This is a genomic window from Salipiger bermudensis, from assembly GCF_017309175.1.
Taxonomy (GTDB): domain Bacteria; phylum Pseudomonadota; class Alphaproteobacteria; order Rhodobacterales; family Rhodobacteraceae; genus Salipiger; species Salipiger bermudensis.
The window spans coordinates 1-5,264 of the sequence record NZ_JAEKJV010000040.1; the positions used below are offsets into that span (position 1 = coordinate 1).

Here is a 5,264-nt window from a genome sequence, read left to right on the forward strand (position 1 = left end):
CGCGGTTCAACTCGCGCTCGCTCATCATCACCCATCCCATGCCCATTCTCCCTCAGTCTATGAACGGAGAGTGACATTCCTGAATTGTTCATGGGTGACATTTTAGCTTTGCGGCTACACAACCAAGTATCGCGGAATCAAGGTTATGTAAAATTATGCGGTGCCAACGAGGGGCCTAAGCCGCGCGAGCTACTGAACCCGCCAAGCGCCTCGACAGCCTCGGCTACGTGAGCTGACCGAACTTGTTTCTGGAAAGTCGACGACGATCCGACTTTCCGGTCATGACACAGAACACAGCTGAAATTCTCTCCCAATATAAGCCGCTCGTCCGGAAGGTCGCGCGGCGCTTCGCATGGTCCCGGCTCGATCCCGAAGATCTCCAGCAGACGGCTCGTCTCGGCATCATCAGAGGTCTTGAGAGCTACGACACGGAAAAAGGAGCGCTCACGCCCTCTTTCTCCGGCATCGCGTACAACGAGCTGGCGACTTACTGCCGCAGGACGGCCTTCGTGATGCATCAGACATCGCGCGCCCGCCGCCTCTTTCAGAAGGCCGGGATCGCTACGAGAGAGTGCGGCCTGGAGGGGGCCGAGGCCCGCCTCGCGGCCGCGGGAAAGCTTGGTGTCGATATCCGAGATGTCGAGCGAGTGGTCGTCGTAATGTCGCGCCTTGGCGACGATGCTCGTCCGCCTGAATTTCCTGCTCGCACTACTGGTCGTCGTGTGCCTCCTCTCTATCGGCTTCATCGCTGGCATAGCCTTAGGCCCGATCTGAGGCCGTACTGCCGTAAGAAATTAAAAAAGACAGATGAAAAGTTTTGGAAACCGCCTCTATGGACTCACTTCCTCTTCAGCCGAGGGCAATGGAGCTCGCCGGATCGGACCAAGAAGAAAGTTTTACAATGACTATTCAAAACCTCGCAGAACGGGTAGCGCTCTGCTTTGAGATCTCAGAAAGTGATGATGGGAGAAAATTATTCCGACCAGATCCGGATTGTCCACGGTTTTTTGTTGACGCCATTCAAAGCATGATTTGCGCAGTCATATACGACCCCGACGCCGTATATGAAATGGCTCACCACGTTGCGTCTCACATGTCGAATTTCGAAGAAATCGATCAAGCTCGCGAAACTCTTTGCAACATTGTGCCGGATCAAGGCGACGAATTGTCGGAGTGGAAGGATGCGGATCCGGACCGTGCGGAAGATGTAGAGAAAATTCAGAGTGATCTCGATTGCGATCTGATTGAAGCGAGCTTTATTGCATGGCAAAATGAGGCGGAAAAATTGTTTGATGAACTTGCAGATTACTTGGCGGTTCGGGGTGAAGAAATGGAACGCGAAGAAGTATAACTATGGCGCAGGCCTCGGGCCTGCGCCCTCTTCTCATTCACAGGAAATCCTATAAACTCTTTCGACATTATCTACCGATGGACATTGAACGCGGGCATGCACGCATTGAACGCGTCGCGCCCTTCCACCGACCGCATCACCATCACTGCGGCACTACGGCGTTGCGTAATTACGGAATGCAGGCGATAGAAAAATTAGGATAGATACATGACATCCGGAAAGCACATCGAGCAGCCCGATTTTATCCTGCGCTTCCTCGGTGAGAGCGTGGAAATCGAGGGCACAATCCCCGGCCGAACAGACACGCTGTCTCTGCCCGCTTGGGCATTCGAACCCCTCACCGTCGAGCAAGCGCTGAACCTCGCGAACCTGTTTCTTGATGTGCATTACGGTGCAAAGCTGGAGGACGACGGCTTCCCCGAAGCCTTCCGAAAAGCACGCGGCACTGTCGACCCGAACACAGACCTGGAAGATTGAGGGACCAACTCTTCCAAGAAGATCTTCCGGGAGCCGCAATGATGTCAGCCTGGGGGTGCCCGTTTCGATCATGCCAGTCCGCTTGGTCGGTGAATGCGCCGGCTCAGGACCCAGAGCGGCCGATCCTGACGCGTCAGGCTTTTCGCTTGGCGCGCCCGCCGTGGTCATGGATCGCGGCGGCGGGCCTTCGGCCCCAGTCAGCCGAGCACCGCCCCGCGCAGCGCGGCCAGCCCCGCAGCCATGAGCGCCTCCGCCCCGGCCTTGTCCGATGCCTCGACATACAACCGCAACTCCGGCGCGTTTCCTGAGGGACGCACATGCACGATGCGACCGTCGGTCAGCGTCATCCGGACACCGTCGGTCAGGTCCGTGCCGGCCTCATCACCTCCAAGCTGGGCCAGGAACGATGCGCGCGCCTCGGTGCTCTCCGCCAAGCGGGTCACGAAAGGCTGCGAGCGCTCCTGCGGCACCTCTTGCAGGCGGTCGGCCATCGTCACCACCGGCGGCTCCTGCGCCACCCGCTCCGAGAGCGTGCCGCCCCCGGCTGCGATCAGCGTCATGATCAGCGGCAACATGCAGTCGCGCGTGGCGAGCGGCGCCAGCGGACCCGCCGGGCCCTGCGCCTCGAAGCCCAGCAGGAAGCCCCCGTTGGCCTCGTAGCCCACCACCTTGCCGCCGGCCTCTTCCATGCCGGCGATCACGAAGGGCGAGCCGATCCGGGTCAGCCGCACCGCGCCGAAGGTCTTCTTCTGCACGCCGGAGTTCGACGAGATCGGCGTCACCACGGTGTCGGCCCCCAGCATCTCGGCGGTGATCTGCCCCATGACATCGCCCGGCACGATGGTGCCGGTCTCGTCCGCCAAGAGCGGCCGGTCGCTGTCGCCATCGGTCGAGACCAGCGCGTCGAGCCCGTCGGCCTTGACCCACACCGCAATCTGCGCACGCGTGTCGGGATCGACCGCCTCGGTGTCGACGGGAATGAAGGTCTCCGAGCGGCCATACTCGACCACCTCCGCCCCAAGCCCCTGCAGGATCGCGGCGAGATCGTCGCGGCCCACTGCGGAATGGGCATAAAGCCCGATCCTGCGCCCCTTGAGCGCGCGTGCGCCACAGGCCTCGATATAGCGTTCGACAAACCGCGCGGCGGCGTCCTCGTCCTGCGCCATGTCGGCCTCGGCCGTGCCTGCCGCACGCCCGAGCGCGCCGTTGATCGCCGCCTCGTCGGTCTTGGTGATCTCGCCGGTCCGCGAGTAGAACTTGAGACCGTTGCGATCCGCCGGGATGTGGCTGCCGGTCACCATGATCGCCCCGGCGCCGACCTCCTGTGCCGCCAGCGCCAGTGCCGGCGTCGGAAGCGCCCCGCAATCGATGACGCGGATGCCCTCGGCCCGCGCCGCCGCCGCGATATCCGCCGCGATGCGCGGGGAGGACCGGCGCAGGTCGCGCCCGAGGCACAGCCCGTTGCCGATGTCACAGGCCGCGATGAAGGCCCGCACGTGGTCTGCGACCAGCGCGGGCGTCAGCTCTGTCACCAGGCCGCGCAGGCCGCTGGTGCCGAATTTCGGTGCCATATTCCTATGCCTCTCAGTCCGTTGCGCGAGGAAGGGCGCTCAGCCCTTCGCCCCCTGCCCCCGCGAATAGACATCCTCGTAGCGCACGATGTCGTCCTCGCCCACATAGGAGCCTGTCTGCACCTCGATCAGCACCATCGGCACCTTGCCGGGGTTCTCCATCCGGTGTTTTGCGCCGAGCGGGATATAGATCGACTCGTTCTCGGTCACCAGTTTGACGGTGTCGTCGCAGGTCACCTTGGCGGTGCCCTCGACCACGATCCAGTGCTCGGAACGGTGGAAGTGGCTCTGCAGCGACAGCGAGGCGCCGGGATGCACCACGATGCGCTTCACCTGGAAGCGCGAGCCGACCACGAGGCTCTCGAACCAGCCCCAGGGGCGACGATCCTTGGGGAACTCCACCGCCTGCCTGGCGCCCTTTTTCTTCAGCGCGTTGACCGCGAGCTTGACGTCCTGCGCCCGATCCTTGGGCGCGACGAGCACCGCGTCGTTCATCGCCACCGCGACCATGTCCTCGAGCCCGATGCCCACCAGCTCGACGGTGTCGCTGTCAGAGCGCAGCAGCGAGTCCTTGCAGTCGATCGCCGTGGCGGAACCGTGGGTGACATTGCCGCGCTCGTCCGGCCCGGCCTCGCGCCAGATCGCGTCCCAGCCGCCGAGATCCGACCAACCGGCATCGAAGGGCACAACCTCGAGCGCCTCGGCCTTTTCCATCACCGCGTAGTCGATCGAGATGTCCTCGGCCTGCGACCACGGCTTGGCCGCGAGGCGCAGGAAGCCGAGATCGACATCTGCCTCGGTGACCGCCGCGGTCACCGGCGCCACGAGATGGCTGGCATGGGCCTCGAACGCCGCGAGGATGTCCTTGACGCGAAACAGGAAGATACCGGCGTTCCACAGGAACCCGCCGCTCTCGAGCATCTTGGCCGCGGTGGCCGCATCGGGCTTTTCGACGAAGCGCTTGAGCGGCACGGTGCCCTCGCCCTCATCGCTGGCATCAAGCTCGAGATAGCCATAGCCGGTCTCGGGCCGGTCGGGACGGATGCCGAACAGCACCAGCTTGCCCGCCTCGAGCGCCTTCAGGCCTGTCTCGACCGCGGCGCGGAACGCGGCGGCGTCGCCGATCTCGTGGTCCGCCGGGGCCACCAGCATTGCCGCGTCGGGATCCTTGGCATGCAGGTAGAGCGCCGTCGCAAGCACAGCCGGCGCGGTGTTGCGCCCCTCGGGCTCGATCAGGATCGCACCCGGATCGATGCCGACGGCGGCGAGCTGCTCGGTGACGATGAAGCGGAAATCCGAGTTGGTCACGGCGATGGGCTTGTCGAAGCCCGCCGCCCCGCTCAGCCGCATCGCGGTCTTCTGGAACAGGCTCTCTTCCTCGAGAAGGCTGGCAAACTGCTTCGGAAAGCTCTTCCGTGACACCGGCCAAAGCCGCGTACCGGAACCACCACAGAGAATGACGGGGGTAATGGTCTTCATAAATCTCCGATTTCTCAGTCGACAAGCTAGACTACGCTGCGTGCCTACTGCCTTAGAATTCCAGTCTTGCGCACCCTAATCCAACCCCAAACAGGCTGCCAGAGTCGCTACTGCTTTTCCGCACCAAGTATCCGCCTCGCCATAGCCCTCCACATATGTTCCTGTGCCTCGTGGCGGTGTTTGGTGCTGCCACCAGTTGCGATCACAAGCGGCAGCATTTGCACAATCTGTCGGGATTTCGCCGCATCTCGCAGAGCGGTCCCCGAAGGTAGTGCCCCACCGGTTGGTGTAGGAGGCCGCGCGCGGAGCCCCCAGCGTAGCGCAGCGCGCGGCCGGGTGCGACGCTGGCGGCCACCGCCGATCTTCGAGAAGGTTCGGGTTGCGAG

The 5,264-nt window shown here is 63.0% G+C and carries 5 protein-coding genes; 3 read left to right on the forward strand and 2 right to left on the reverse strand.

What is annotated here, in order from left to right:
• The first annotated feature begins 281 nt into the window (after positions 1–281).
• The 3 genes from JF542_RS24140 (at position 282) to JF542_RS24150 (ending at position 1,828) form a co-directional block, all read left to right on the forward strand.
• On the forward strand, positions 282–905 hold the full coding sequence (locus tag JF542_RS24140; protein WP_207077714.1) for a sigma factor: 624 nt from the start codon (positions 282–284) through the stop codon (positions 903–905).
• Positions 902–1,351, forward strand: coding sequence for a hypothetical protein (locus JF542_RS24145; protein ID WP_207077715.1), 450 nt, complete (start codon positions 902–904; stop codon positions 1,349–1,351). Before JF542_RS24140 ends, JF542_RS24145 begins: the two co-directional genes overlap by 4 nt.
• A gap of 207 nt (positions 1,352–1,558) precedes the next feature.
• Positions 1,559–1,828, forward strand: a complete 270-nt coding sequence (locus JF542_RS24150) for a hypothetical protein (protein WP_207077716.1) — start codon at positions 1,559–1,561, stop codon at positions 1,826–1,828.
• 197 nt (positions 1,829–2,025) lie between these two features.
• Here JF542_RS24150 and JF542_RS24155 read toward each other — a convergent pair whose 3' ends face one another.
• A complete protein-coding gene (locus tag JF542_RS24155) occupies positions 2,026–3,399 on the reverse strand; it encodes a phosphomannomutase (protein ID WP_207077717.1) in 1,374 nt (457 codons plus the stop codon).
• A gap of 39 nt (positions 3,400–3,438) precedes the next feature.
• Positions 3,439–4,878 (reverse strand): mannose-1-phosphate guanylyltransferase/mannose-6-phosphate isomerase, encoded by a 1,440-nt coding sequence (locus JF542_RS24160; RefSeq protein WP_207077718.1) that lies wholly within the window; start codon positions 4,876–4,878, stop codon positions 3,439–3,441.
• Between the last annotated feature and the right edge of the window lie 386 nt (positions 4,879–5,264).